Source organism: Mycobacterium sp. SMC-16, from assembly GCF_046250085.1.
In the GTDB taxonomy this organism is placed as follows: domain Bacteria; phylum Actinomycetota; class Actinomycetes; order Mycobacteriales; family Mycobacteriaceae; genus Mycobacterium; species Mycobacterium phocaicum.
Genome location: NZ_CP176427.1, coordinates 5,267,024 through 5,292,492 on the forward strand (window position 1 = coordinate 5,267,024; position 25,469 = coordinate 5,292,492).

The 25,469-nt window shown below is 69.0% G+C and carries 30 protein-coding genes; 18 read left to right on the forward strand and 12 right to left on the reverse strand.

The annotated features are described in order from the left end of the window. Window positions 1–2 precede the first annotated feature (2 nt). A complete protein-coding gene (gene otsB, locus ACJEIK_RS25715) occupies window positions 3–746 on the forward strand; it encodes a trehalose-phosphatase (protein WP_133426396.1) in 744 nt (247 codons plus the stop codon). On the opposite strand, the gene ACJEIK_RS25720 is transcribed toward otsB, so the two are convergent. Beyond that, window positions 743–1,843: a substrate-binding domain-containing protein gene (locus ACJEIK_RS25720; RefSeq protein ID WP_064860405.1), complete on the reverse strand. Its 1,101-nt coding sequence runs from the start codon at window positions 1,841–1,843 to the stop codon at window positions 743–745. The two genes, otsB and ACJEIK_RS25720, sit on opposite strands and share 4 nt — an antisense overlap. Before the next feature lie 97 nt (window positions 1,844–1,940). On the opposite strand from ACJEIK_RS25720, the gene ACJEIK_RS25725 reads away from it, so the two are divergent. The 3 genes from ACJEIK_RS25725 to ACJEIK_RS25735 are packed head-to-tail and all read left to right on the forward strand — an operon-like array spanning window position 1,941 to window position 4,479. Continuing rightward, window positions 1,941–2,849 (forward strand): metal ABC transporter solute-binding protein, Zn/Mn family, encoded by a 909-nt coding sequence (locus tag ACJEIK_RS25725; RefSeq protein WP_064860404.1) that lies wholly within the window; start codon window positions 1,941–1,943, stop codon window positions 2,847–2,849. A gap of 9 nt (window positions 2,850–2,858) precedes the next feature. After that, the gene (locus tag ACJEIK_RS25730) at window positions 2,859–3,656 is read left to right on the forward strand and encodes a metal ABC transporter ATP-binding protein (RefSeq protein WP_138250864.1); all 798 of its coding nucleotides are present in this window, start codon (window positions 2,859–2,861) and stop codon (window positions 3,654–3,656) included. Further along, on the forward strand, window positions 3,649–4,479 hold the full coding sequence (locus tag ACJEIK_RS25735) for a metal ABC transporter permease (RefSeq protein ID WP_064860298.1): 831 nt from the start codon (window positions 3,649–3,651) through the stop codon (window positions 4,477–4,479). The genes ACJEIK_RS25730 and ACJEIK_RS25735 overlap by 8 nt, the downstream gene beginning before the upstream one ends. On the opposite strand, the gene ACJEIK_RS25740 is transcribed toward ACJEIK_RS25735, so the two are convergent. Then, the gene (locus ACJEIK_RS25740) at window positions 4,466–5,269 is read right to left on the reverse strand and encodes a sulfurtransferase (protein ID WP_409430486.1); all 804 of its coding nucleotides are present in this window, start codon (window positions 5,267–5,269) and stop codon (window positions 4,466–4,468) included. The genes ACJEIK_RS25735 and ACJEIK_RS25740 overlap by 14 nt on opposite strands. A gap of 24 nt (window positions 5,270–5,293) precedes the next feature. Between ACJEIK_RS25740 and ACJEIK_RS25745 the strand changes: the two genes are divergently transcribed. The 5 genes from ACJEIK_RS25745 to ACJEIK_RS25765 all read left to right on the forward strand — a co-directional run bounded on the left by ACJEIK_RS25745 (window position 5,294) and on the right by ACJEIK_RS25765 (window position 10,174). After that, entirely contained in the window at window positions 5,294–6,052 is a 759-nt protein-coding gene (locus ACJEIK_RS25745; RefSeq protein ID WP_061006910.1) for a LamB/YcsF family protein, read from the forward strand. Beyond that, window positions 6,052–6,972: an MBL fold metallo-hydrolase gene (locus tag ACJEIK_RS25750; protein ID WP_061010165.1), complete on the forward strand. Its 921-nt coding sequence runs from the start codon at window positions 6,052–6,054 to the stop codon at window positions 6,970–6,972. The genes ACJEIK_RS25745 and ACJEIK_RS25750 overlap by 1 nt, the downstream gene beginning before the upstream one ends. Then, window positions 6,945–8,102: an SLC13 family permease gene (locus ACJEIK_RS25755; protein WP_409431760.1), complete on the forward strand. Its 1,158-nt coding sequence runs from the start codon at window positions 6,945–6,947 to the stop codon at window positions 8,100–8,102. The genes ACJEIK_RS25750 and ACJEIK_RS25755 overlap by 28 nt, the downstream gene beginning before the upstream one ends. Continuing rightward, on the forward strand, window positions 8,069–8,527 hold the full coding sequence (locus tag ACJEIK_RS25760) for a nitroreductase/quinone reductase family protein (protein ID WP_374704276.1): 459 nt from the start codon (window positions 8,069–8,071) through the stop codon (window positions 8,525–8,527). Before ACJEIK_RS25755 ends, ACJEIK_RS25760 begins: the two co-directional genes overlap by 34 nt. A 90-nt stretch (window positions 8,528–8,617) precedes the next feature. Then, entirely contained in the window at window positions 8,618–10,174 is a 1,557-nt protein-coding gene (locus ACJEIK_RS25765) for a purple acid phosphatase family protein (RefSeq protein ID WP_409430487.1), read from the forward strand. Here the strand turns inward: ACJEIK_RS25765 and rlmB are convergent, their stop codons facing one another. From rlmB to carD, 4 genes are all read right to left on the reverse strand, one after another. Then, entirely contained in the window at window positions 10,175–11,113 is a 939-nt protein-coding gene (rlmB, locus tag ACJEIK_RS25770) for a 23S rRNA (guanosine(2251)-2'-O)-methyltransferase RlmB (RefSeq protein WP_409430488.1), read from the reverse strand. 2 nt (window positions 11,114–11,115) lie between these two features. Further along, entirely contained in the window at window positions 11,116–12,483 is a 1,368-nt protein-coding gene (gene cysS, locus ACJEIK_RS25775) for a cysteine--tRNA ligase (RefSeq protein ID WP_061006755.1), read from the reverse strand. 61 nt (window positions 12,484–12,544) lie between these two features. Further along, window positions 12,545–13,018 carry a 2-C-methyl-D-erythritol 2,4-cyclodiphosphate synthase gene (gene ispF, locus ACJEIK_RS25780; protein ID WP_061006745.1) on the reverse strand — a complete coding sequence of 158 codons (474 nt, stop codon included), beginning with the start codon at window positions 13,016–13,018 and terminating at the stop codon, window positions 12,545–12,547. A 20-nt stretch (window positions 13,019–13,038) separates the two neighbouring features. After that, complete coding sequence (carD, locus tag ACJEIK_RS25785) at window positions 13,039–13,527, reverse strand: RNA polymerase-binding transcription factor CarD (RefSeq protein WP_043400059.1); 489 nt, start codon at window positions 13,525–13,527, stop codon at window positions 13,039–13,041. Window positions 13,528–13,887: 360 nt separating this feature from the next. Between carD and ACJEIK_RS25790 the strand changes: the two genes are divergently transcribed. From ACJEIK_RS25790 to disA, 4 genes are all read left to right on the forward strand, one after another. Next, a complete protein-coding gene (locus ACJEIK_RS25790; RefSeq protein WP_409430489.1) occupies window positions 13,888–14,478 on the forward strand; it encodes a hypothetical protein in 591 nt (196 codons plus the stop codon). 67 nt (window positions 14,479–14,545) lie between these two features. Continuing rightward, a complete protein-coding gene (locus ACJEIK_RS25795; protein ID WP_409430490.1) occupies window positions 14,546–15,124 on the forward strand; it encodes a DUF4241 domain-containing protein in 579 nt (192 codons plus the stop codon). A 35-nt stretch (window positions 15,125–15,159) separates the two neighbouring features. Further along, on the forward strand, window positions 15,160–16,554 hold the full coding sequence (gene radA / locus ACJEIK_RS25800) for a DNA repair protein RadA (RefSeq protein WP_409430491.1): 1,395 nt from the start codon (window positions 15,160–15,162) through the stop codon (window positions 16,552–16,554). Window positions 16,555–16,629: 75 nt separating this feature from the next. Further along, window positions 16,630–17,709, forward strand: coding sequence for a DNA integrity scanning diadenylate cyclase DisA (disA, locus tag ACJEIK_RS25805; RefSeq protein WP_406801639.1), 1,080 nt, complete (start codon window positions 16,630–16,632; stop codon window positions 17,707–17,709). A gap of 2 nt (window positions 17,710–17,711) precedes the next feature. Here the strand turns inward: disA and ACJEIK_RS25810 are convergent, their stop codons facing one another. Together ACJEIK_RS25810 and ACJEIK_RS25815 are read right to left on the reverse strand one after the other, a co-directional pair. Then, entirely contained in the window at window positions 17,712–18,512 is an 801-nt protein-coding gene (locus ACJEIK_RS25810; RefSeq protein WP_409430492.1) for a hypothetical protein, read from the reverse strand. Window positions 18,513–18,608: 96 nt separating this feature from the next. After that, window positions 18,609–19,226: a carbonic anhydrase gene (locus ACJEIK_RS25815; protein ID WP_064860301.1), complete on the reverse strand. Its 618-nt coding sequence runs from the start codon at window positions 19,224–19,226 to the stop codon at window positions 18,609–18,611. A gap of 37 nt (window positions 19,227–19,263) precedes the next feature. On the opposite strand from ACJEIK_RS25815, the gene ACJEIK_RS25820 reads away from it, so the two are divergent. Next, window positions 19,264–20,151 carry an A/G-specific adenine glycosylase gene (locus ACJEIK_RS25820; RefSeq protein ID WP_082934851.1) on the forward strand — a complete coding sequence of 296 codons (888 nt, stop codon included), beginning with the start codon at window positions 19,264–19,266 and terminating at the stop codon, window positions 20,149–20,151. 97 nt (window positions 20,152–20,248) lie between these two features. Next, a complete protein-coding gene (locus ACJEIK_RS25825; RefSeq protein WP_409430493.1) occupies window positions 20,249–20,593 on the forward strand; it encodes a hypothetical protein in 345 nt (114 codons plus the stop codon). On the opposite strand, the gene ACJEIK_RS25830 is transcribed toward ACJEIK_RS25825, so the two are convergent. Further along, window positions 20,590–21,564, reverse strand: a complete 975-nt coding sequence (locus ACJEIK_RS25830; RefSeq protein ID WP_409430494.1) for a GlxA family transcriptional regulator — start codon at window positions 21,562–21,564, stop codon at window positions 20,590–20,592. The genes ACJEIK_RS25825 and ACJEIK_RS25830 overlap by 4 nt on opposite strands. A gap of 72 nt (window positions 21,565–21,636) precedes the next feature. Here ACJEIK_RS25830 and ACJEIK_RS25835 point away from each other — a divergent pair, with 72 nt between their 5' ends. Further along, window positions 21,637–21,837, forward strand: coding sequence for a hypothetical protein (locus ACJEIK_RS25835; protein WP_142239441.1), 201 nt, complete (start codon window positions 21,637–21,639; stop codon window positions 21,835–21,837). Here ACJEIK_RS25835 and ACJEIK_RS25840 read toward each other — a convergent pair whose 3' ends face one another. Continuing rightward, window positions 21,838–22,596, reverse strand: a complete 759-nt coding sequence (locus ACJEIK_RS25840; protein WP_073694483.1) for an alpha/beta fold hydrolase — start codon at window positions 22,594–22,596, stop codon at window positions 21,838–21,840. 42 nt (window positions 22,597–22,638) lie between these two features. Here ACJEIK_RS25840 and mhuD point away from each other — a divergent pair, with 42 nt between their 5' ends. Together mhuD and ACJEIK_RS25850 are read left to right on the forward strand one after the other, a co-directional pair. Beyond that, on the forward strand, window positions 22,639–22,956 hold the full coding sequence (gene mhuD, locus ACJEIK_RS25845; protein WP_073694482.1) for a mycobilin-forming heme oxygenase MhuD: 318 nt from the start codon (window positions 22,639–22,641) through the stop codon (window positions 22,954–22,956). Window positions 22,957–23,068: 112 nt separating this feature from the next. Then, window positions 23,069–24,280: a serine hydrolase gene (locus tag ACJEIK_RS25850; RefSeq protein WP_217267677.1), complete on the forward strand. Its 1,212-nt coding sequence runs from the start codon at window positions 23,069–23,071 to the stop codon at window positions 24,278–24,280. Here ACJEIK_RS25850 and ACJEIK_RS25855 read toward each other — a convergent pair. Further along, complete coding sequence (locus ACJEIK_RS25855) at window positions 24,246–24,902, reverse strand: (2Fe-2S)-binding protein (RefSeq protein WP_073694532.1); 657 nt, start codon at window positions 24,900–24,902, stop codon at window positions 24,246–24,248. The two genes, ACJEIK_RS25850 and ACJEIK_RS25855, sit on opposite strands and share 35 nt — an antisense overlap. Then, complete coding sequence (locus tag ACJEIK_RS25860) at window positions 24,895–25,449, reverse strand: TetR family transcriptional regulator (RefSeq protein WP_073694480.1); 555 nt, start codon at window positions 25,447–25,449, stop codon at window positions 24,895–24,897. Before ACJEIK_RS25860 ends, ACJEIK_RS25855 begins: the two co-directional genes overlap by 8 nt. Window positions 25,450–25,469 lie beyond the last annotated feature (20 nt).

The following is a 25,469-nucleotide window of genomic DNA, read 5'->3' on the forward strand; positions in this document are numbered from 1 at the left end:
CGGTGCTCCCGGCTGATCTGATCGCGGCGCTCGACACCGTCGCCGCCACCCCCCGACTGCTCGTCACCTCGGATTTCGACGGCACGCTGTCGCCGATCGTGAACAACCCTGCCGACGCGCGGGCCCTGCCCGCCGGGTCTGCCGCCCTGCTGGACCTGGCCGCCCTGCCGGACACGTTCGTCGCGCTGGTGTCTGGACGTGCCCTCGAGGTCCTGCGCGAGCTGTCCGGCATGCCGCCGTCGGTGCACCTGGTGGGCAGCCACGGCGCGGAGTTCAACACCGGGTTCGCCCAGACCGTCGACACCGCGCTGCTGGCCGAGATCGTGGATTCGCTCACCGAGATCGCAAGCCGGTATCCGGGCACGGCAGTCGAGACCAAGCCGGCCAGCGCTGCCCTGCACGTGCGGAACGCCTCGGCGGCCGACGGCGAGGCCGCACTGGCCGCCGCGCGCACAGCCGGAGGCCAGTGGGACGCCGAGCCCACCGAGGGCAAGGCGGTGCTGGAGTTCGCGGTCGTCACCACCAGCAAGGGTTCGGCCATCGACGTCCTGCGGGAGCGCGACGACGCGACCGCCGTGGTTTTCCTGGGCGACGACGTCACCGACGAGAAGGCCTTCGCCCGGCTGCGCGACGGTGACGTCGGTGTGAAGGTCGGTCCGGGCCCGTCGGCCGCGCAGTACCGCGTCGGCTCCCCCGAGGACGTCGCGGAGGCGCTGGCCTACCTGGCGGCGCGCCGGGCGGATTAGGCGGGCGGGCCCGACGTGCGGCCGCGGACCAGCTCGGTGTCGAGCACCTCGATGACCGGGATCCCGGACCGCGGCGGGTTGTTCAACAGGTATCCGGCCCGTCGGCCCTTCTCCAGGCTGGGCTGGGCGACGGTGGTCAGCCCGCGGGCGAGCGCCTCGGGGACACCGTCGAATCCGGTGACGGTCATCTGGCCGGGCACGTAGATGCCGCGCGACCGCAGGTGATCCATCGCCGAGAGCGCCAGCACGTCGGCGGTGCACATCAGCGCCGTGATGCGCGGATTGGCTTGCAGCGCAACAGCGGCCGCGGCCCCGCCAGAACTCGGCAGGTGCTCGAAGGTCTCCACCACCGTCAGCGCATCGGGGTTCAGGCCGGCGGCGGACATCGCATCACGCACCCCGAGGATGCGTTCGCACTGCGCGTGAAAATGCTGTGCGGTGAGCCGCTCCGGGTCGGCGACGGCCGACTGCGCGTCGCCGTGCGGCCACTGGCGCCCGAGCCGCATGGTCAGCAGGCCGATCTCCCGGTGGCCAAGGCCGACAACGTATTCCGCGATGCCGCGCATCGCCGCCCGGTCGTCGATGCAGACCCGCGACGCCCCCTGGACGTCCTTGGGCTGATCGACGACCACGATCGGCACGCCGCGCTGCTGCACGACGGGCAGGTACGGATCGTCGTCGGAGGCCGCGTACACGGCGAACCCGTCGACGCCGGCGGACAGCACCGCCGCGGTGCCGTCCTCGACCGAACGGTTGGGCCCGGCCGCCACCAGCAGCAGGCCCTGCCCGGCCTCCTCGCACGATTCGGCAAGTCCGGCAACGAAATCCAGGGCCGCCGGGTCGCGGAACGAGTAGTTGAGGGGTTCGGTGATCATGAGCCCGAAGGCACCGGCCCGGCGCGTGCGCAGGGAACGCGCCACCGGGTCGGGGCCGGGATAGCCCATCTCCTTGGCTGCGGCGAGCACCCGCTCGCGCAACTCCGGAGAGAGCTGGTCCGGCCGGTTGTAGGCGTTCGAGATCGTGGTGCGCGAGACCTTCAACTCGGCAGCGAGCGAGGCCAGCGTGGCCCGACGCCTCGGGTTGGGACTCCTCGGCATATTTGTGACGCTAGCGCATCCGATTCGCGCTGCACGGCAACGGTGCACTAGATTTATTGCAAACGGTTTTCATTAACACTAACCCGCAGGAGCACACATGACCCGGACCAGGCTCATCGCACTGTCCGCACTCACCGCGTTGACCGTCGCTGCGTGCGGGTCACAAGGCGACTCCGGGCACGCCAACGGCGCCGCCAAGGTCGTCACCACCACCAACGTCTGGGGCAGCGTCGCCACCGCGGTGGCCGGCGGACACGCCGACGTCAAGTCCCTGCTCACGAGCGATGTCGACGACCCGCACTCCTACGAAGCCACCCCCGCCGACGCCGCCGCCATCGCCGATGCCAGCCTCGTCGTCATCAACGGCGGCGGTTACGACCACTGGGCCGACGACGTGTTGAAGAACCACAAGAACGTCACCACCGTGGACGCCTACTCGCTGCTGCCGCACAACGCGCCCGGTGAGGCCAACGAGCACGTCTTCTACAACATGGCCGTCGCCAAGGCCGTCGCCACCAAGATCGCCGACGACCTGGCGGCCACTGATTCCGCGCACGCCGACACCTACCGCGCCAACGCCGCGGAATTCGGCAAGAAGACCGACGCCATCGCCGCCACCGAGCACGCCATCGGGCAGAAGCACCCCGGCGCCGCGGTGGTCTCCACCGAACCCGTCGCGCATTACCTGCTGGCCGCCGCGGGCGTCGTCGACAGCACCCCGCACGGTTTCGCCGCCGCCGCCGAAGAAGGCCACGATCCCGCCCCGGCCGACGTGGCCGCGGTACTCGACCTGATCAACGGCCACAAGGTCGACGCACTGGTGGTGAACAAGCAGACCGAGACCGCCGTCACCAAGCAGCTGCAGGATGCCGCCCGCAAGGCCGCGCTGCCCATCGTCGAGGTCACCGAGACACTGCCCGCCGGACAGGACTTCCTGACCTGGCAGCAGCAGACCGCGGAGGCACTGGCACACCAGCTCGATAGCGCCGCGGCGCCGGGTCGATAATCAGTAACCGTGACTTCTGCTGCGGTCGCCGAACTCACCGGCGCACGACTGTCGTTCGGCGACCGCGTGCTGTGGGACCGGCTCGATCTGACGGTGCGCCGCGGTGAATTCATCGCGGTGCTCGGCCCCAACGGCACCGGCAAGACGTCGCTGCTCAAGGTGTTGCTGCGCCAACAGCCACTGACGGCCGGCCGGATGACCACCACGGGCACCATCGGCTATGTGCCGCAGCACCGTTCACTGGACACCGGGCTGACGCTGCGCGGGCGCGATCTCGTCGGGCTCGGCTGCGACGGGCACCAGTGGGGTTTCGCCGGTCCGCGCAAGCGCGCGCAGCGTCGCGCCATCGTGACCAAGGCGCTCGGCCAGGTCGACGGCGCGCGGCTGGCCGACGTTCCCGTGTCGGTGATGTCCGGCGGGGAACTGCAGCGCGTGCGCATCGCGCAGGCCCTGGCGTCCGACCCGGCGCTGCTGCTGTGCGACGAACCGCTGCTCAACCTCGACCCGGCCAACGCGAAACTGGTGTCGAGCCTCATCGACCAGCGCCGCAAGGACGCCGGCACCGCGGTCCTGTTCGTCACCCACGAGGTCAACCCCGTGCTGCCGTACGTCGACCGCGTGCTGTACCTGGTCGACGGCCGCTTCCGGATCGGCACCGTCGAGGACGTCATGACATCCGAGACGCTGTCCGCGCTGTACCGCGCCGACATCGAGGTGGCCCGGATCGGCGGTCAGTACGTCGTGGTCGGCCAGGACGGTGCCGGCGTGGACAACTCCGAGCACGCGAGTGGGCACTGCTGTGAATAACTTCTTCGACACGGCACTGACCGCGGACCTGCTCGGCCGCGACTTCGTCCAGCAGGCCGTGCTCGCGGCGGCGCTGCTGGCACTCCTCGGCGGCCTGATCGGGCCGTTCATCGTGATGCGGCAGATGTCGTTCGCGGTGCACGGCTCCAGCGAGCTCTCCCTCACCGGTGCCGCCTTCGCCCTGTTGACCGGACTCAACGTCGGCCTCGGCGCCCTCGTCGGGAGTGCCCTGGCGGCAATCCTTTTCGGCATCCTGGGGCAACGCTCACGCGAGCGGGACTCGGCGATCGGCGTCGTGCTGGCCTTCGGCCTCGGTCTCGCCGTGCTGTTCATCCACCTGTACCCAGGCCGCACCGGCACCAGTTTCGCGTTGCTCACCGGGCAGATCGTCGGCGTCGGCTATTCGGGGCTGGCGCTGCTGGCCGTGGTCACCGTGCTGGTGGTTGCGATCCTGGCGGCCTGCTACCGGCCACTGCTGTTCGCCACCGCCGACCCCGAAGTGGCTGCGGCCCGCGGGGTTCCGGTGCGCGCGCTGGGCATCGTGTTCGCCGCACTGGTCGGCGTCGCCGCCGCGCAGGGCGTGCAGATCGTCGGGGCGCTGCTCGTGATGTCGCTGTTGATCACCCCCGCCGCCGCGGCCGGCCGCGTCTTCAGCTCCCCCGTCACAACGATGGTGGCGTCGGTGGTGTTCGCCGAGATCGCCGCGGTCGGCGGCATCGTGCTGTCCCTGGCCCCGGGCGTCCCGGTGTCGGTGTTCGTCACGTCGATCTCGTTCGGCATCTACCTGCTGTGCTGGGGTGCGGGACGGCTCAGTCGCCGGTAGCCGCGGGGCGTCCAGGCTCATTGCTCCACTGCGACCACGAGCCGGGGAACAGCGCCACGTCCTGCCCGGCGGCCGCCAGCGCGGCCACCGCCACCGCCGCGGTGACGCCCGACCCGCAGTACACGCCATCGACATCCGCGCCGTCGGTCCGCAGCGTGCCGTCGGCAGCCAGCACGCTCGGCAGATTGATGGCCCCGGGAATGTGTCCGGCAATCGGGTCCATGGGTTCGACGTCGCCGCGGAACCGTTCCGGCGCCCGGACGTCGCCCAGGCGCGGGCCCAGCGCCGCGGCCTCATCGGCGGTCAGCGTGGGCATGGCCCCCGCATAGAGGTCCTGGTGGGTGACGGTGACGTCACCCGGCGCCGGTTCGACGTCACCGCGGTCCAGCGGGCCACCCGAGGTGGTCCATGCGCCCAGCCCGCCGTCCAGGATGCGGACGTTCTCGATGCCCGCGGCCCTCAGTACCCACCAGGCGCGCGCCGAGCCGGCGCGGTTCCAGTCGTCGTAGACGACGGTCGGCACACCGTCGCGCACGCCCCAGCGGCGCGCAGCCTCCTGCACCGCGGCGCCCGACGGCAGCGGATGACGGCCCCGGCCCCTGACGGTGTGGTCCGACAACTCGTCTTCCAGCGAGACGTACACCGCGTCGGGGATGTGCCCGGCCAGGTAGTCGTCGCGGCCGTCGGGCTTGGCCAGCTGCCAGCGCACATCGAGCAGCGTCACGTCGCCGGCGGCGATCAGCTGGGCGAGACCGAAGGCGGTGATCAGAACGTCGTCACGAGTGGACATGGCTTCGAGCCTAGGCTGGCAGGCATGTCTGCTGTGGATCTCAATGCCGATCTCGGCGAGAGCTTCGGGGTGTGGCAGCTGGGTGACGACGACGCGATGCTCGATCTGGTCACCAGTGCCAACATCGCCTGCGGCTTCCACGCCGGTGACCCGGCCGGGCTGCTGCGGGTGTGCCGGGCCGCCGCCGAGCGTGGCGTCCGGATCGGCGCGCAGGTGGGCTACAGCGACCTCGCCGGCTTCGGCCGCCGCTACATCGACGTCGCGCCCGAGGACCTCACCGCCGACGTGATCTACCAGATCGGCGCACTACAGGCCCTCGCACAGGTCGCCGGGTCGGCCGTCACCTACGTCAAACCCCATGGCGCCCTGTACAACACGATCGCCACCGACCACGTGCAGGCGCGGGCGGTGGCCGCCGCGGTGCACGCCGTGGACCCGGCGCTGCCGGTGCTGGGGCTGGCTGGTTCGGCGTTCTTCACGGCCGCCGAGGAGCTCGGACTGCGCACCGTGCCCGAGGCCTTCGCCGACCGCTCGTACCGCCCCGACGGCCAACTGGTGCCGCGCACACAACGTAATGCGGTGCTGCACAACGTTTCGACAATCGCCGACCGGGTGGCTTCCATGGTGACCGCCGGCCGCGTCGGCGCCGTCGACGGCTCCACCATCAAGATCACCGTGAAATCGATTTGCGTACACGGTGATTCGCCGGGCGCCGTCGACATCGCCCGCGCGGTCCGCGACCGCCTGACCGCGGAGAATGTACAGATCGAGGCCTTCTGCTGATGCGACTGAAACTCGGCCGGCCCGACCTGGCCGCATACACCCGCTATTTCGATCAGCCCGCGGCCGGCGCCGACTCGCCGCTGACCGTCACCTGGGCCGGCGTCACCACCATGCTGGTGTCCGACGGTTCATCGGCACTGCTGACCGACGGCTTCTTCTCCCGGCCCAATCTGCTGTCCGTGGGGCTGGGACGGCTGGAACCCTCGGTGCCGCGCATCGATGGCTGCCTGCACCGGCTCGGCATCGACCGGCTCGATGCGGTGCTGCCGGTCCACACGCACTTCGACCACGCCATGGACTCCGCGGCCGTCGCGGCACGGACCGGCGCGCAACTGGTGGGCGGAACGTCGGCCGCGCACATCGGCCGGGGCGGCGGGCTGCCGGACACTCAGCTGACGGTCGTCACCCCCGGCGAGCCGATCACGTTGGGCGCCTTCGACGTCACGCTGTTCACCGGCCACCACTGCCCGCCCGACCGCTTCCCCGGCACCATCACCGCCCCCGTGGTGCCGCCGGTGCGCGCGTCGGCCTACAAGTGCGGCGAGGCGTGGTCCACGCACATCCACCACCGCGCCAGCGGCCGCCGGCTGCTCGCCGTCGGCAGTGCCGGTTTCGTAGCGGGCGCGCTCGCCGGACAACGCGCCGAGGTCGTGTACCTGGGGATCGGGCAGCTCGGCCTGCAGCCCGAGAAGTATCTCGTCGACTACTGGCACGAGACGGTGCGGACCGTCGGCGCGCGCCGGGTGGTGCTGACGCACTGGGACGACTTCTTCCGGCCCCTGCACGAGCCGCTGCGCGCCCTGCCCTACGCCGGCGACGATCTCGGCGTCTCGATGCGGGTGCTGAGCCGGCTGGCCGCCGACGATGGCGTCCCGCTGCATCTGCCGACGCTCTGGCAACCCGCAGATCCCTGGCTGTGAGCACCGCGCTGCACGAGATCGGCAGATTGCTGCCGGTCGTCGGATTTCTGGCCGCCGTCCTGGTGCTGGCCAAACTCTGCGATGACGAAGGGCTGTTCCACGCGGCCGGGGTCTACATGGCCCGGCGCAGTTGGGGCGCAGGACAATCCGGAGAGTCCAGAGCCCACCGGCTGCTGGTCACCGTCTTCCTGATCGCCGCCGGGACCACCGCCGTCCTGAGCCTCGATGCCACCGTCGTGCTGCTGACGCCCGTCGTGCTGACAACCGCGCGGACACTGGACGTGCCGCCGCGGCCGCCCGGCTACGCCGCCGCCCATCTGGCCAACACCGCGTCGCTGCTGCTGCCGGTGTCCAATCTGACCAATCTGCTGGCCTTCACGACCGCGGGCCTGAGTTTCACCAGATTCACCGCGGCCATGTCCCTGCCCTGGCTGTTCGCGGTCGCCGCCGAATACGTGTTGCTGCGGTGGTTCTTCCGGCGTGAGCTCCGGGCCGGCGCCACGGACCGGCCGGCCCCACCCGCACCGGAGATCCCGTATTTCGTCCTGACCGTGTTGATCCTGACGCTGATCGGCTTCGGCGCCACGTCGCTGCTCGGCCTGGAACCGGCGTGGGCCGCATTCGCCGGCGCCGCGGTGCTGGCGGTGCGGGCCGTCGTGCGCGGTCACGAGACACCCATGGGCATCCTGCGGGCGGCCAACGTCCCGTTCCTCATCGCCGTGCTGGCGCTGGGTGTCTTGGTGAGCGCGGTACTGGATCTCGGCCTGGGCCGTGTGCTGTCGCACGTGCTGCCACACGGCGCGTCACTGCCGGCCCTGCTCGGCATCGCGGCCGTGGCGGCGGTGCTGTCGAATCTGATCAACAACCTGCCCGCCGTGCTGGTGCTGCTGCCGCTCGTCGCGGCCGGTGGACCGGTCGCGGTGCTGGCGGTCCTCATCGGGGTCAACATCGGCCCCAACCTGACCTACCCCGGATCACTGTCGAACCTCTTGTGGCGCAATGTGGTCCGCGACGAGATGACGGCGCGGGCCCGCGAGTTCACGACCGTAGGGCTGGTGACGGTGCCGGTCACCCTGCTTCTGGCCGTGACCGGATTATGGTTGACCTGTTCGATGTTGGGACTGCGCTGAGCGCAAGGAAGAGGAACATGGCCGACAGCTGGAACGAGAAGATCATGGCCGAATTCCGCGCCAACGGCGGCAAGGTCGGTGGACCGTTCGAGAACCTGACCCTGCTCCTGCTGCACACCACCGGCGCCAAGAGTGGTGAGCCACGGGTGAATCCCGCGGCCACATTCGTCATCGATGGAAAGCGGCTGATCGTCGGGTCCGCCGGCGGCGCGGACGCCGACCCGGCCTGGGTGCACAACCTGCGGGCAAATCCCGACGCCCACATCGAGATCGGCACCGACGAATACGACGTCGTGGCGCGCGAACTGCCACACGCCGAACGGGATGCCGCCTACGCCCGCATCGTCGAACTCGCGCCCGGGTTCGCCGACTACGAGAAGAAGACCGACCGCGTCATCCCGGTCGTCGAGCTGACGCGGCGCTGATTCAGCGCGGTTACCGCAGCGAGAACAGCACACGTCGATTGGTGACCGGGCGGCGTCGCCGCCGGGCCGGCAGTCCACATCGCGGGCAAGATGGCTGTCGTGGACGTGAGCCGCAGAACGCTGATCGTGGGAGGCACCTCGGCTCTCGTCGGCGCGGGCCTCGGGGCCGGTGCCACCGGATACGTCACGACCAGGCGCACCGGCCCGATGCTGTGGCAGCGTGCCGACCGCAGCGGCGCGCCGCCGGTCACCGGATTGCACACCCAGTTCGGCTCCGACGCAGCCACCGAGGTCGTGGTGTCCTGGCATACCGCCGCCGCGGTCCAGAAACCCCACGTGCTGGTCGGCGCCCCGGACGACGGTGTCGGCAGCGCCGTCGCCGCCGAGACGATCGCCTACCGAGATGCACTGTCCGGCAGTGAGATTCGCGTCCACCATGCCCGGCTGACGGGACTCGCACCCGACACCGACTACGTCTACGCCGCCACCCATGACGGCGCGAGTCCCGAGCTGGGCTCGGTGCGCACCGCGCCCCGGGGCCGGGCGCCCATCCGGTTCACCAGCTTCGGCGACCAGTCGACGCCCATGCTCGACGCCAAGGTCGCGGCGTCCTTCGGCAACGACCACGCCGGTTCCCCGGCCGCCGGGGACATCACCACCGCGGTCGAACGGCTGGCCCCGCTGTTCCATCTCGTCAACGGCGACCTGTGCTACGCCAACCTCTCGCACGACCGCGTCCGCACCTGGTCGGACTGGTTCGAGAACAACACCCGCTCCGCGCGGCATCGACCATGGATGCCGGCGCCGGGAAATCACGAGAACGAGCGGGGCAACGGCCCCATCGGCTACGGCGCCTACCAGGCCTACTTCGGACTGCCGGACTCCGGTTCCGATCCCGAGCTGCGTGGCCTGTGGTACGCCTTCACCGCCGGCTCGGTCCGCGTGATCATCCTGGCCAACGACGACGTCTGCTACCAGGACGGTGGCAACTCGTACGTGCGCGGCTATTCGGGCGGGGCCCAAAAACGCTGGCTCGAACAAGAACTCGAGCGATCCCGCGGCAACAAGGACATCGACTGGATCGTGGTGTGCATGCACCAGACCGCGGTCTCCACCGGCAACAAGACCAACGGTGCCGACCTCGGCATCCGCGAGAACTGGCTGCCCCTGTTCGACAGGTTCAACGTCGACCTCGTGGTCTGCGGACACGAGCACCACTACGAACGCAGCCACGCGATCCGCGGCACCTTGCCGACCGACACCCTGACGCCGAACCCGGTTGACGCCCAACCGGACTCGATCGACACCAGCAAGGGCACGGTACATCTGGTCATCGGCGGGGGCGGCACGTCGATTCCGTCGAACACGATGCTGTTCCCCGAGCCGCGATGCCGCGTCCTGATGTCCGTCGGAGAGCTGAATCCCGCCACCGGCAGGAAGACACCGAACTATATCGAGGAAGCGGCACCGTGGTCCGTCTTCCGCGATCGGGAAAACCCGTGCGGCTTCGTGGCTTTCGATGTCGACCCGGGCCGGCCCGGCGCTAGTACGACGATGGACGCCACCTACTACGCGGTGAGCGGTCCGTTCGGCGAGGTGCGGGCCGTCGACAGATTCAGGCTGACACGGCCCCGCACCGACCGCTGATCAGCGGCGCTGCCGGGCGATCTCGGCCAGCACCACACCGGCGGCCACCGACGCGTTGAGCGACTCGGTGGGGCCGGCCATGGGGATCGAGACGATGTGGTCGCAGTTCTCCCGCACCAGCCGCGACAGGCCCTTGCCCTCGGAGCCCACCACGACCACCATCGGGCCCGAGGCGTCCAACTCGTCCAGGGTGGTGTCGCCGCCGGCGTCCAGCCCGACGATCGTCAGACCGGCGTTGGCCCAATCCTTGAGCGTGCGATTGAGATTCGTCGCCCGTGACACCGGCAGCCGGGCGGCCGCGCCGGCGCTGGTGCGCCAGGCCACCGCGCTGACCGACGCCGAACGCCGCTGCGGGATCACCACGCCGTGCCCACCGAACGCCGCCACCGAGCGCACGATGGCACCCAGGTTGCGCGGGTCGGAGATGTTGTCGAGCGCGACGAGCAGGGCCGGGCTCGAATCGGAGGTCGCCGACTTCAGCAGATCGTCCGGGTATGTGTACTGGTACGGCGGCACCTGCAGCGCGATGCCCTGGTGCATGCCGTTGCTGGTGATGCGGTCCAGATCGTGGCGCTGCACCTCCACGATGGCGATACCGGCATCGGCCGCGCGCGTGACCGATTCGGTCAGCCGTTCGTCGGCCTCGGTGCCGAGCACGACGTAGAGCGCGGTGGCCGGAACGCCGGCGCGCAGGCATTCCACGACCGGGTTGCGGCCGACCACGACCTCGACGTCATCGGTCTTCTTGTGGCGTCCCTGGTTCGATCGGGCCGCCTTCTGCGCGATCTTGTACGCCTTGTGGTTCGGGCGCTGGTCGGCACGCGGAGTTGCGCCCTTGCCCTCCAACCCACGGCGGCGCTGGCCACCGGAACCGACCTGCGGCCCCTTCTTGGTGCCCTCTTTGCGAATTGCGCCGCGGCGCTGGGAATTTCCGGCCATCGTCAGGCCCCATCAGTCAGGGCCCACTGCGGGCCGTCAGCGGTATCGGTGACCTCGATGCCGGCCAGCTTCAGCTGGTCGCGGATCGCGTCGGCGGCGGCCCAGTCCCGGTTCTCGCGGGCCTCGGCGCGGCTCTTGAGCGCCCACTGCACCAGGGCGTCAACGGCGTTGAGCGCCGCCGACGTCTCGTCGCGGGTTTCCCAGCGCTCGTCGAGCGGGTCGCAACCCAGGATGCCCATCATGGCCCGGATCGACGTCGCCGCGGCCATCGCGCCGGCGTGGTCGCCGGCGTCCAGTGCGCGGTTGCCGTCGGCGCGGGCGGCGTGCACCTCGGCCAGCGCCGCGGGCACCGCCAGGTCGTCGTCCAGTGCGGCCGCGAACTTCTCGGTCCAGGTACCGACCTCGACGGCACCCACCCGGGTGCGGACCCGGTGCAGGAACTCCTCGATGCCGGTGTAGGCCTTGGCCGCGTCCTGCAGCGAGTTCTCGGAGAACTCCAGCATGGACCGGTAGTGCGCGCTGCCCAGGTAGTAGCGCAGCTCGGCAGCCCGAACCCGTTGCAGCACAGCGGGAATCGCCAGCACGTTGCCCAGCGATTTGCTCATCTTCTCGCCACCCATGGTGACCCAGCCGTTGTGCAGCCAGAACCGCGCGAATTCGTCGCCACAGGCGTTGGCCTGGGCGGTCTCGTTCTCGTGGTGCGGGAAGATCAGGTCCATGCCGCCGGCGTGGATGTCGAATTCCGAGCCCAGGTACTCCTGGCACATCGCGACACACTCGGTGTGCCAGCCGGGACGGCCCCGGCCCCACGGCGTCGGCCAGGACGGCTCGCCGGGCTTGGCGCCCTTCCACAGGGTGAAGTCGCGCGGGTCACGCTTGCCGGTCGCCACGCCCTCGCCCTGGTGGACGTCATCGATGCGGTGGCCCGAGAGCTTGCCGTAGTCGGGCAGGCTCAGGACGTCGAAGTAGACGTCGCCACCGGCCGCGTAGGCATGCCCGCGCTCGATCAGCTTCTCGATGACCTCGACCATCTGCGTGATGTGACCGGTCGCCCGGGGCTCGGCCGACGGCGGCAGCACGCCCAGCGCGTCGTAGGCGGCCGTGAAGGCCCGCTCGAAGGTGGCGGCCCACTCCCACCACGGCCGGCCGGCTTCGGCGGCCTTGTTGAGAATCTTGTCGTCGATGTCGGTGACGTTCCGGATGAACGCGACGTCGTAGCCCTTGGCCGTCAGCCAGCGCCGCAGCACGTCGAAAGCGACGCCGCTGCGGACATGGCCGATGTGGGGCAGACCCTGCACAGTTGCGCCACACAGGTAGATGGATGCGTGTCCGGGCCGCACCGGGGTGAAGTCCCGCACGGCACCGGTCATGGTGTCGTAGAGCCGTAGGCCCTCGAGACGGTGTTCGGTCACGACGGGCCAGCTTACCGGCCTAATCGAGCGAGACCACCAGCGCCGTCGCAATCGCGGCCAGACCCTCGCCCCGCCCGGTGAGTCCGAGACCGTCGGTGGTGGTCGCCGAAACCGAGACAGGAGCGTCCAGAAGCGCCGACAGCACCTGCTGGGCCTCTTCCCTGCGGGGCGCGATTTTCGGGCGGTTACCGATCACCTGGACCGCCGCGTTGCCCACCCGAAAACCGGCGCCCGCCAGCAGCGTGGAGACATGTTTGAGCATGTCGGTACCGGTGACGCCGCGCCATTCGGGACGGTCGGTCCCGAAGACACTGCCGAGATCACCGAGGCCGGCAGCACTCAGCAAGGCATCGCAGAGTGCATGCGCGGCGACGTCGCCGTCGGAATGCCCGGCACAGCCGTCAGCATCGTCGAACGACAGGCACAGCAGCCAACACGGCCGCCCCGCCTCGATGGGATGTACGTCGGTACCGAGACCGATACGGAAGTTCACTGCTCCGTTGGAGACGGCGTTCAGGACGCCGCGGCGAGAACCTCGTCCAGGATGGTGGAGGCCTTCGCGTCATCGGTGTTCTCGGCCAGGGCCAGCTCACCGACGAGGATCTGACGAGCCTTGGCCAGCATGCGCTTCTCGCCTGCGGACAGACCGCGCTCCTGATCGCGACGCCACAGGTCACGAACGACCTCGGCGACCTTGTTCACATCACCGGAAGCCAGCTTCTCCAGGTTCGCCTTGTAACGACGCGACCAGTTGGTCGGCTCCTCGGTGTGCGGGGCACGCAGCACCTGGAACACCTTGTCGAGGCCTTCCTGGCCCACCACGTCGCGAACACCGACGTATTCAGCGTTTTCTGCGGGTACTCGAACGGTCAGATCGCCCTGCGCAACCTTGAGGACGAGATATTCTTTCTGCTCGCCTTTGATGGTCCGGGTTTCAATCGCCTCGATCAATGCTGCACCGTGGTGTGGGTAAACGACGGTGTCTCCGACCTTGAAAATCATCAGATTCGGGCCCCTTTCACATAGCAATGTTAGCACGGGCGTCAGACACCCGCGGATCAACAATGCAGGTCAGGGGCCATGCAGATGCGTGAAAGGGGTTGACAGGGCGGCGTTTACGTGCAGTGGCGGGGGCCACAATCCGGCGGAATTCCCCCGGATTCACGTCCCATTCACCGGTCATTTCGGGCACGAAAGACGCCCGAACCAGGCCGATAGCGGGCCTCCGCTACCGTCGCCCACCGCCACCTACTACTCTGCATAGTCGAACGCCGGACCCCGTCCGGGGAGCACAGCAGGACATACCCGAGGCCGTCACGCGCATCGCCGCTGGCGCCCAAGCAGGAGGCTTGAGTGAACCGCATGAAATCGCGCACTTCTGCCGTCACGCTGGCCGCCTTCGGGCTGGCCACCGCGGTGACGCTCACCGGCTGCAGCAGCGGCCAGGTCTCGCAGAGCGCGAACCAGCTGCCTGCTGTCAACGGCACCGCCACCACCATCGGCAACGAGAAGGCCGGTGTGGACCTGCGCAACGTGTACCTGCGCGCTCCGCAGACCCGCGACTTCGTGAAGCCCGGCACCATGGTCGAGCTGCTGTTCGTCGCCACCAACAAGTCGCCCGACAACGCCGACAAGCTGATCGGCATCAGCTCGGACGCCGGCGAGGTGCTGGTCAACGGCGGCACCACGGTGCCCGCGGGCGGCGTCCTGCTGGTCGGTACCCCGGACGGCCAGAAGCAGACCCTGCCGCGGTCCGAGGATGCCACGACCTCCGTCGCGATGGTCGCGCTTACCAAGCCCATCAGCAACGGCCTGAACTACAACTTCACGTTCAAGTTCCAGAACGCCGGCGAGAAGACCATCGCGGTTCCGATCTCCGCAGGCGAGGCCCCCCGCCGCGAGGCCGGCGAAGCCGCTCCGGCGCCTGCCGCCGGCGGCGAGGGACATCACTAACCTCACGACGTTTCTCGCGGCAACCGCTGGTCGCGCCGCGGGATGCACCGTTGTCGAACTCGGCACGGTGCAGGTCAGCAGCGGCACACTCATCGCGCGGGATCCGTTCGGTCCCAGAAGCGGTGGTTGCATACTGGCCGTCCCCGACGGCTCACATCGCGTCTGGGCGACCGTGGTCGACGTCAGCGATGACGGCCATCCCGAACTCCGCCAGGCGTATCTGAGCGTGGCGATCGGCGATGGCCCGCCCGCACTGCTCGGAGCCGCCGATGACTTGCTGGTGCCGCCCGCCCCCAGCTTCGGCGCGTTCACCGGCACCGACCACGGGCTACTCGCGGTCCACGACGCCGCACTCGAGGACTCCGTGCTCGCCGCCGGAGTCGAGGCAGTCGACCACGGCCTGTGGGCGCCGGACATCGCCCCGGGCTACGCCAACGTGCCACTCGACCCGGCCTCCGGCGCCAATATCGTCGTCAGCGGATCTGGTTGGGGTGATGGCGGATTCCCGGTCCTGGCCACCTTTGACCGCGACGACAGACCCGTCGCCGTCCACGTGGATTTCGGCGTCGTCGGGGACCACCCGGCGGCTCGGCCGGGCTTGATGCGAAAGCTGGCCGGGCGTCTCGGATTCGGACGCCGAGCCTGACGCAATCTGTCGGTACCAACGACTAAGTTCGCGGCATGGCCAGAACCGGTTCGAAAGTACGTTCGCAGTTTTGCTGCTCGGAGTGCCAGCACACCACGGCGAAATGGGTAGGCCGCTGCCCGGACTGCGGCACCTGGGGCACGGTCAACGAAGTCGCCGTACTGAACTCTCTGACGCCCGCGACGCACCGCGCCGTCGCGCCGGCCTCCCCCGCCGTACCGATCAGCTCCATCGATCCGGGCACCACCAGGCACTTCCACACCGGGATCAGTGAATTGGACCGCGTGCTCGGCGGCGGTGTGGTGCCGGGTTCGGTGACGCTGCTGGCCGGTGATCCCGGCGTCGGCAAGTCGACGCTGCTGCTCGAGGTCGCGCACCGCTGGGCCATGTCGGGGCGGCGTGCGCTCTATCTGTCTGGTGAGGAGTCCGCGGGGCAGATCCGGCTACGCGCCGAGCGCACCGGCTGCACGCACGACGACGTCTACCTGGCCGCCGAGTCCGACCTGCAGACCGCGCTCGGCCATATCGAGGCAGTTCAGCCCACGCTGGTCGTGGTGGATTCGGTGCAGACCATGTCGACCGCCGAGGCCGACGGCGTCACCGGCGGCGTGACACAGGTCCGGGCCGTCACCACCGCCCTCACCATGGCGGCCAAGACGACGGGCATCGCGATGGTCCTGGTCGGCCACGTCACCAAGGACGGCGCCATCGCCGGGCCGCGCTCACTGGAGCACCTGGTGGACGTCGTGCTGCACTTCGAGGGCGACCGCGCCTCGGCATTGCGCATGGTCCGCGGCGTGAAGAACCGCTTCGGCGCGGCCGACGAGGTCGGCTGTTTCATGTTGCACGACAACGGAATCGAGTGCGTCGCCGACCCGTCGGGCCTTTTCCTCGATCAGCGGCCGGCGCCGGTGTCCGGTACCGCGGTGACCGTCAGCCTCGACGGTAAACGGCCGCTCATCGGCGAGGTACAGGCCCTGATCGGCTCGCCCTCGGCAGGATCGCCGCGCCGCGCCGTCAGCGGTATCGACTCGGCGCGCGCGGCCATGATCACCGCCGTGCTCGAGAAGCGGGCGCGCCTGCCCGTCGGCACCAACGACATCTATCTGTCCACGGTGGGCGGCATGCGACTGACCGATCCGTCCTCGGACCTGGCAGTCGCGCTGGCCATCGCATCGGCGTACACCGATCTGCCGCTGCCGGCCACCGCGATCGCCATCGGCGAGGTGGGCCTGGCGGGTGATCTGCGCCGGGTCACCGGCATGGATCGCAGGCTCGCCGAGGCCGCCCGGCTCGGCTTCACCACGGCCGTCGTGCCCACCGGAATCGAGTCGCCACCACGCGGCCTTCGGGTGCTGCCGGCCGAGAACATCACCGCGGCGTTGCGGGTGTTACGCAAGATCACAGAGAATGTGGACCGGACCGGGTAGAGCCCGGCCGGAAAACCACCGAGGAGTGCACCGATGTCGGTGAAAGCGGGAACCCGGGCCGGGCGCGGCAACGTCGTGCATCTGGCCCGACCGACACTGCGCGAGACGTTGGGCAAGCTGGCGCCCGGTACCCCGCTGCGGGACGGTCTCGAGCGCATCCTGCGCGGCCGTACCGGCGGGCTGATCGTGCTGGGCTACGACGACAGCGTCGAGGCCATCTGCGACGGTGGCTTCCCGCTGGACGTCCGGTTCGCACCCACCCGGCTGCGGGAGCTGTCGAAGATGGACGGCGCCGTGGTGCTCTCCAGCGACCTCACCCGCATCTTGCGGGCCAACGTGCAGCTGGTCCCCGACCCGTCGATCCCGACCGACGAATCCGGCACCCGGCACCGCTCGGCCGAGCGCGCCGCCATCCAGACCGGTTTCCCGGTGGTGTCCGTCAGCCACTCGATGAGCATCGTGACGGTGTACGTGGCCGGCGAGCGGCACGTCGTACCGGAAACTCCGACCATCTTGTCGCGCGCCAACCAGACCGTCGCCACACTGGAGCGCTACAAGTTCCGCCTCGACGAGGTCAGCAAGCAGCTGTCGATGGCCGAGATCGAAGACTTCGTGACGCTGCGCGACGTCATGACCGTCGTGCAGCGGATGGAGATGGTCCGCCGGATCAGCCTGGAGATCGACGCCGATGTCGTCGAGCTGGGTACCGACGGGCGCCAGCTCAAGCTGCAGCTCGACGAACTGGTCGGCGACAACGACGCGGCCCGCGAACTGATCGTGCGCGACTACCACGCCAACCCCGACCCGCCGACCGCCGATCAGGTGACGGCGACACTCGAGGAGCTCGACGCGCTCAGCGACAACGAACTGCTCGATTTCACTACGCTCGCAAGGGTTTTCGGCTACCCATCGACGCCCGAGGCGCAGGATTCGGCGATGAGCTCGCGCGGCTACCGGGCGATGGCCGGCATTCCGCGTCTGCAGTTCGCACACGTCGACCTGCTGGTGCGCTCGTTCGGATCGCTACAGGGCCTGCTCGCCGCGAGCGCCGACGACCTGCAGTCGGTGGAGGGGATCGGGTCCATGTGGGCCCGCCACATCCGCGAGGGTTTGTCGCTGCTCGCCGAGTCGACGATCGCCGACCGGCTGGCCTGAGATCAGTTGGCGGGGCCGGGCAGCGTCGGCTCGCCGGGTGCCGGTGCGGCGGGCGCCGGCGGCGGCGCCTCGCCCGCGGGCGGTGCACCCGGGCCGGGCTGCTGGGCCTCGGACAGCACGAACGGCACCGGGGCCGATCGCAGATTGCCCAGCTGGACGACCAGGTTGTAGGTGCCGGGCCCGATCGCCTGACGCGGCAGCGGGCAGTTCGGCGCCGAGCCCATGCCGGTCCACGTGACCTCGGTGGTCACCTGCTCGCCGGGCTTGAACGCGCGGACCAGGGTCTCGTTCGACGGTGCGCAGTCCAGGTTGGACCACAGCCGGTTGTTGTCCAGCGAGTAGACGTAGGCGGCCAGCACGGCAGCGCCGACGTCACGCTTGCACTCGACGAGGCCGATGTTGGTGACCACCATGGTGAACTTCGGCTGGTCACCGATCACGTAGGTCGGCTGGTTGGTGATGCCCTTGGCCGCCAGCGTCGTGTCCGGGCAGTCGTCGCCCGCCTTGAGCACCGGTGGCGGCGTGACCGCAGTGGTCGGCGTGGGTGTCGGAGCCGGAGCGGCGTTCGGCGGCGGCGCGATCGGGCTCTTCACCCCGGGCGTCTCGCCGGGCAGCGGCGTCGCGGACGTCGACGTGTTCGCGGTGGGCTGAGTCGGCTTGGAGTCGTCGGTGCTGTTGCTGAAGACGACGACCCCGATGATCACGACAAGGAGAACGACGACTGCGCCGACACCGATGGCCAGCATCCGCCGACGCCAATAGATCTGGGATGGCAGCGGGCCATGCGGTTCTAGATCCGGCACATTGTCACGGTAAGGGCACAAAACGCGGTGCGCTCTGACCTGGTGCGGCGTGTCGTCTGTGAACTGGGGTGGTATTCGCCACCCCAGTTCCACGGACTATTCGCCGATATCGCCGACGTGGTCGCGCTTGGTGACCCGCCCCTCGGCCAGGTGGTAGGTCGCGCCGACGATGGCGACCTTGCCCGACGCCAGACGCTCGGCGATGATGTTGGACCGCTCGCTCAGCAGGCACACCGTCTCGTTGACGTGCTTGGCCTCGAGCTCGTCGACCTCGGAGAGTCCCTCGCGGCGGCCGACCAGGATCGACGGCGTCACCCGCTCGACGATGTCCCGCACGAATCCGCCCGGCACCGAGCCGTCGTCCAGCGCCGTGATGGTGGCCTTGACCGCACCGCAGCTGTCGTGGCCGAGCACGACGATCAGCGGCACTTCGAGGATCGCCACGGCGTACTCGATCGAGCCGATCACCGAGGAGTCGAGGACGTGACCGGCGGTGCGCACGACGAACATGTCGCCGAGGCCCTGATCGAAGATGATCTCGGCGGCGACGCGGCTGTCGGCGCAACCGAAGAGAACGGCCGTCGGCTTCTGCCCGCCGGCCAGCTCGGCACGGCGCTCGATGCTCTGGCTGGGGTGCAGCGACTCACCGGCAACGAATCGCTCGTTACCCTCTCTCAGTGCTTTCCACGCGCTTATCGGGTTCGAGTTGGGCATGCCGCCCATTGTGCCCTGCACGCATAGCGGGTGCGCAATGAGTTCAGGGCAAATTCTCATCCCGGCCGACGAGCTCCTGGATTGGTTCCGCACCGCACGGCGCGACCTGCCGTGGCGGGCGCCCGATGTCACCGCGTGGCAAATTCTGGTCAGCGAATTCATGCTGCAGCAGACCCCGGTATCTCGGGTGGAACCGATCTGGCGGGACTGGATCGCCCGCTGGCCCACACCGTCCGCGACCGCGGCGGCCGGGGCTGCGGACGTGCTGCGCGCCTGGGGAAAACTGGGCTATCCACGGCGCGCCAAGCGCTTACACGAATGCGCAGAGGTGATCGCCGCCGAACACGGCGACGAAGTCCCCCGCGACGTCGAGACGCTCCTGACGCTGCCGGGTGTCGGCGCCTACACCGCGCGTGCCGTCGCCTGCTTCGCCTATCAACAGGACGTCCCCGTGGTCGACACCAATGTGCGCCGGGTGGTCGCGCGCGCGATTCGCGGTGTGGCCGACACCCCCGCACGCTCGCGCGACCTGGACGACGTCGCCGCACTCCTGCCCGAAGATGGCACGGCACATGTGTTTTCGGCCGCGTTGATGGAACTCGGCGCCATCGTCTGCACCGCCCGCGCACCGAAATGCGGGGTCTGCCCGCTGACCGTGTGCGCGTGGCGCAGTGCCGGCCATCCCGAGTTGGACGCCCCGGCCCGGCCGGTCCAGAAGTACGCGGGAACCGACCGCCAGGTCCGCGGCCGGCTGCTGGATGTGTTGCGCGGCAGCGCAACTCCGGTGACGCGGGCGCAGTTGGATGTGGCGTGGCTCTCCGATACCGCGCAGCGCGACCGGGCGCTGGACTCGCTGTTGGTCGACGGACTGGTCGAGCAGACCGCCGATGACCGGTACGCGCTGGCCGGTGAGGGCGAGCGCTAAACCCCGTTTCAATGAGAACGGCATGAAACCGCGTGCTTTCCAATGAGAACGGCATGAGTCAGTACCACATGCGGTGATCCTCGGATAGAACGGAAGCATGACCGCATACCGAATTTCAGGTGAACAGAAAGTTAACGCTCGTCGTCGCGGCCTCGTCATCGCCGGAGCCGCCGCAGCCGCAATCGCCGCGGCGACCCTCGCCCCGGCCACGGCCTCCGCGCTGCCGACCGGCGGCGGCTCGGCCGTCGACACCATCAACGAGCTGCAGTCCCGCGGCTATCACGTCCAGGTCAACACCAGCACCTCCGGACCGCTGTCCGCGTGTTCGGTGACCGACGTGCACGGGCTGTCCGGCTCCAACATCGACGGCCGGGGCCAGCGCATCAACTCCGGCCAGTTCGACACCGTGTACGTCAACGTGCAGTGCAGGCCGCAGGGCTAGTCAACCGGTTGCGGCGCAAGCAGATTGGGACAAGCGAAGCGCCGCCGGTAGTCGGACGGATTGACGCCGACAACGCGCCGGAAATGGTGCCGCAGTAGGGTTGCGGTGCCAAATCCGGCCTTGTCGGCCACCCGATCGACATCGAGATCCGTCTCCTCCAGCAGCCTGCGGGCGTAGAGCACGCGCTGATCGGTGACCCACTGCATGGGCGTCCGCCCCGTCTCTTCGACGAAACGGCGCGCGAACGTGCGCCCCGACATGCTCGCCCGTTTGGCCAGGCTGTCCACCGTGTGCGGGTGGCGCAGGTTGGTCAGAATCCAATCCAGATGTGGCGCAAAGCCTTCCGAGCACCGCACCGGGATGGGCTGCTCGATGAACTGCCGCTGACCACCGTCGCGCTGCGGCGGCACCACCATGCGGCGCGCGATCTTGTTGGTGATCTCGCTGCCCATCTCGCGCCGCACCAGGTGCAGGCAGGCATCGATGCCGGCGGCGGTGCCCGCGCTGGTGATCAGATTTCCGTCGTCGACGAACAGCACGTCACGATCGACGCGGGCAGTGGGAAACATGCGGGCCAGCTTGTCCGCGTGCATCCAGTGCGTGGTGCACGCACGACCGTCGAGCAGCCCCGCGGCGCCGGCAACGAACACCCCTGAGCAGATGGTCAGGATCATCGAACCGGAGTCCGCGGCATTACGCACGGCGTCCAGCGCCGATTGCGGATAGCCCGGACCCGCCACCGCCGGAATTGCGACGAGGTCGACGCCCAGGAGCTGGTCGAACCCGTGATCAGGGATCAGTGACGCACCGACCGACGTGCGCACCGGCCGCCCGGCCTCCGGACCGCACACCTTGAAATCGAAGTTCGGCACGCCGTCACCCGACCGGTCGATGCCGAACACCTCGCACACCACTCCGAACTCGAACGGTGCGACCCCGTCCATCACCAGGACCGAGACACTCTTGATCATGGCTGTATTTTATCGAATGCCGTCAGTACTGCCACTGTTTATTCGGTTGCCCGCGAACCGAGAATGAAAGACATGAACACCGTCCTGACCCTGATCGCGATGATCGCGATCATGGTCGCCCCATTCGCACTCGGCGCCGCGCTGAGCGCCATCACCCGAAATCCCGGTGCGCGCAATGGTTTCGGCAACTTCAACTGGACCGACGTAGGAGACTCCCGGGACCTGGACCGCGCCGTGCACGACCTCGCCGCGGTGCGCTCCCGATTCGAGTAGTCACACGGACGCGAGGAAACCCTCGACCGCGCGGCGGTAGGCGTCCGGATCGTCGTCGTGTACCAGGTGACCGGCGCCCGGAACCTCCAGATATGTTGTCTGATAGCCGATTTCGGCCATCTTGCGCATCTGTCCGGGCGGCGCGACCCCGTTGCCGGCTTCGATGAGCAGCGTCGGCACCCGCACCGCGGCCCACTGCTGCCAGTAGTCCCGAGTGCCCCACTCCGCGGCGATCGCGACCCAGTGCCCGGCCTCGCCGTGCAGCCGCCAGCCGGTCTCGGTGCGGTCGAACGCGTCCAGGAAGTACTGGCCGGCGATAGGTCCGAACAGATCGAAAACCTGCTGCGCCGAATCGAATTCGACGGGAATCGAGTGGGTCCACGGGTCCCAGGCGCCGATGGTGAAGCCGACGAAATCCGCGGCCATGTCCTCGACCACCAGCGCGGTGACCAGTTCCGGATGGGCCGCAGCCAGGCACCAGCTGTGCAGCCCGCCCATCGAGTGCCCGATCAACCGCGCCGGACGCCCCAGCGAGCCGACCGCGTCGGCCAGGTCGGCGACGAAGCGCTCGGTGCTGATGGCCTCGGAATCGGGGACATCGCGGCCGCGGTGCCACGGCGCGTCGTAGGTGTAGACCTCGCCCAGTTCGGTCAACCACGGCAGCTGCCGGTCCCACGTCGTACCGCGGCCCATCAATCCGTGCACCAGCACAATCGGCTCGCCGGCGCCGCCGCGGGCGGTGAGCAGGTCGGTCGTCATGGCCCCATCCTGCCTGTCGACTAGCGCGGTAACCTGAACCACATGCCTGTGGTGAAGATCAACGCCATCGAAGTTCCGCCCAACGCCGGCCCGGAATTGGAGAAGCGGTTCGCGAACCGTGCTCACGCCGTCGACGGCCAGCCCGGCTTCCTCGGGTTCCAGCTGCTGCGCCCCGTCAAGGGCGAGGATCGCTACTTCGTCGTGACGACGTGGGAGTCCGACGAAGCGTTCCAGGCCTGGGCCACCGGCCCCGCCGTCGAGGCGCACGCCGGGCAGCGGGCCAACCCCGTCGCCACCGGCGCATCCCTGCTCGAGTTCGAGGTTGTGTTGGACGTTGCTGGTTCCGACCAGCAGGCGTAGGACCCGCACTGCGCTGGCCACGGCCGGCGCAGTCATCGTCGTCCTCGGTGGCTGCAGCACGCCTGCCGCCGCCCCGCCGCTATCGAGCGCTGCCTACGGTGCGCTGATCGACATGAGCACGCCTCAGGGCATGCGGTCGCGGCAGACCATGGACATGCTCAACTCGGACTGGTCCATCGAGCCGGCCGGTGTGAAGACGCTGGCAGCGCCCGATCAGGTGGACGACATCACCTACCGGATGAAGTGGATTTGGTGGGACCGCCCGTTCAAGCTCACGGGCATCGACATCGGCGCCGGGCACTCGACGCTGCACGTCACCAACTCCTACGGCGTGAACCAGGACATCGAGCTACACGTCGACAGCAAGGGCACCGTCGACCGCATGGAGGTCTCGCTGCGTCCGCCGCCCGTCAAGTCCTGGGCCGACGTCGACGCGGCGATCGCGAAGTCCGGCGCGCACTACTCGTATCAGATCGCCAAGGTCGTCGACGGCAAGTGCGTCAAGGTCGCCGGCACCAACGTGGACGAGCCGATGCCGCTGGCGTCGATCATGAAAGTCTATGTGCTGCTTGCCGTTGCGCGAGCGGTGTCGGCGGGGACCCTCAGCTGGGACGACAAGGTCACCGTCACCGCCGAGGGCAAGAAGCTCGGTTCGGCGGGCCTGGACAACCTGGCGCCGGGTACGCAGGTGACGGTCCACGAGGCGGCCCAGCAGATGATCTCGGTCAGCGACAACATGGCCACCGACATGCTGATCAACAAGGTGGGGCCGGCCGCGGTCGACGAGGCGCTGGTCGTGGCCGGACATCACGACCCGGCGAGCCTGACGCCCTACCCGACCATGCACGAACTGTTCTCCATCGGCTGGGGTAAACCGGATGTCCGCGACCAGTGGAAGAACGGCGACAAGGCGCAACGCACGGCGCTGCTGCAGCAGGTGAGTTCACGCCCCTACGAACCGGATCCGTACCGCACGCGAACACCGGCCTCCAGCATCGGGGCCGAGTGGTACGGCAGCGCCGCCGACATCTGTCGCGAGCATGTCGCGGTGCAGGCCGCCGCCACCGGCCCGGCCGCGCCGGTGCGCGACATCATGTCGAAGGTCGCCGGCATCGACCTGGACCGCGACAAGTGGCCGTACCTCGGCTCCAAAGGCGGGAACCTGCCGGGCGACCTGGGTTTCAGCTGGTATGCCGTCGACCGCACCGGTCAGCCGTGGGTGGTGAACTTCCAGTTGACCTGGCCGACATTCAAGGGGCAGACCGCGGCGCAGTGGCTGCTGAGCATCATCAAGCAGGCGTTCGACCTGATCCCGGTGCGGTGAGCACGCAGTCGCCGCAGCACGCCTCCCGGTCGCCCGCCAGCTGGTAGATCAGGCAGCAGCTGTTCCGCCGGAATTCCGGACCCGAGCGCAGCACTCCCCCGTCGACCCGGGGATCGGCGAGCACCCGGTCGGCCGCCGCGGCAGCCGTTTCGGCCAAGTCGGGCTGCGCCCGGGTGATCTGCTGAGCCGCACTGTTGGCGGCCGATCCCACATTGCCCCACAACACTTTCGGGCTGACGCCGAATGGCCCGAAGGCTTCGGTGATGGCCTCGACCGCGGACCGCCCACCAGCAGGCGCAGCCGACACCGACAACGGATACGGCCCACCCAATTGGTCCTGCCAGAACAGGTCCGCCAAAGACCACGACACCGGTTCACCGAGAGCGGCGGCACCGATCATCGGGGCGATCAACCGCGCCACCAGCCCGAGGTGCGCGACCGACGCGGCGACGCGAATCTCCGGCTCCCCGTTGCCCATCAACGCAGACCGCACCTTCTGCACGCGAGCGAACAGCACGTCGGGATCCGTCAGCTCGCTCATCGGGCGCCACGGCGGCGCCGGCGAATCCTGATGCCGCGTGGCGGCAAAGAACGGGCCGAACCCGGCCAGGTCGTCAGGCACCGGCGGGCTGCTGAACCAGTCGGCGGGCGGCTTCGGCGGCAGCGGACCGACGCACGGCAACGGTTTCCGGGGACAGCGGCTGGTCGACGATGCGGTCGATACCGAACCCGCCCGCGGCGAGCGCGTAGGTCATGTCGTTGAGCAGTACCAGCAGATCCATGGGGCGCCACGATGGGTCGATGATCCCACTGCGCTGCGCTTCGGCGATCCGGTCCAGCTTGGACTGGAAAATCCGGCGCAGCACGTGGTCTCCGAACATCCCGCCGGCGGCTTCCAACTCGATCCACCGCTGCAGCCGCGCACCGACCGGATCGGCCACCATGTAGTCGAACAGCGCAACGGCATACGCGGGAACGTCGTCCGGCTTGAAGATGGCGTCGTAAGGCGCGTCCTGAATCCACTGCTCGATCACGGCCTCGAACAGGTCCTGCTTGCCCTGGAAGTAGCTGTACAGCCGTTCCTTGCTGGCATTCGCTTCGGCCGCAATACGATTCAGCCGGGCGCCGGCGAATCCCAACGCGGAGAACTCCGCTTTCGCCGCAGCCATGATGCGCTCACGTGTCGCAT